Below are 764 nucleotides of genomic sequence, written 5' to 3'. Positions count from 1 at the left end.
CCGAGGGTCTTGCTGACGTGGTCGCGCAGGTCGGCGGCGAGGTCGTCGCTGTCGTGGGCGGTGCCGCGCAGGATGACGAACGCCACGATGGCCTGGCCGGTGGTGGCGTCGGTGGCGCCGACGACCGCGGACTCGGCGACCTTGGGGTGGGAGACCAGCGCGGACTCCACCTCGGTGGTGGAGATGTTGTGGCCGGAGACGAGCATGACGTCATCGACCCGGCCGAGCAGCCAGATGTCGCCGTCCTGGTCCTTCTTCGCGCCGTCGCCGGCGAAGTAGCGCCCGGGGAAACGCGACCAGTAGGTGTCGATGTAGCGCTGGTCGTCGCCCCAGATGGTCCGCAGCATCGAGGGCCACGGCTCGGTCAGCACCAGGTAGCCGCCGGAGCCGTCGGGGACCTCGCGGGCCTCGTCGTCCACGACGGTGGCGGCGATGCCGGGCAGCGGGGTCTGCGCGGAGCCGGGCTTGGTCGCGGTGACCCCGGGCAGCGGGCTGATCATCATCGCGCCGGTCTCGGTCTGCCACCAGGTGTCGACGATCGGGGTGGTGCCGGCGCCGATGTGCTCGCGGTACCACATCCACGCCTCGGGGTTGATCGGCTCCCCGACGCTGCCCAGGACCCGCAGCGAGGACAGGTCGAACCTCGCCGGGATGTCCTCGCCCCACTTCATGAAGGTGCGGATCGCGGTCGGCGCGGTGTAGAGGATCGTCACCCCGTACTTTTGGACGATCTCCCAGAACCGGCCCTGGTGCGGGGTGTCCGG

At 70.7% G+C, this 764-nt stretch carries 1 protein-coding gene; it reads right to left on the bottom strand.

Annotated features, from left to right (window positions below; genetic code table 11):
* On the bottom strand, window positions 1-764 hold a 764-nt coding region (locus V2S66_RS34335), incomplete at both ends, for an AMP-binding protein (RefSeq protein WP_330801029.1).

Origin of the sequence: Actinacidiphila polyblastidii (assembly GCF_036353415.1) — a bacterium.
Taxonomy (GTDB): domain Bacteria; phylum Actinomycetota; class Actinomycetes; order Streptomycetales; family Streptomycetaceae; genus Actinacidiphila; species Actinacidiphila polyblastidii.
This window is presented reverse-complemented; position numbering and strand designations above follow the sequence as displayed.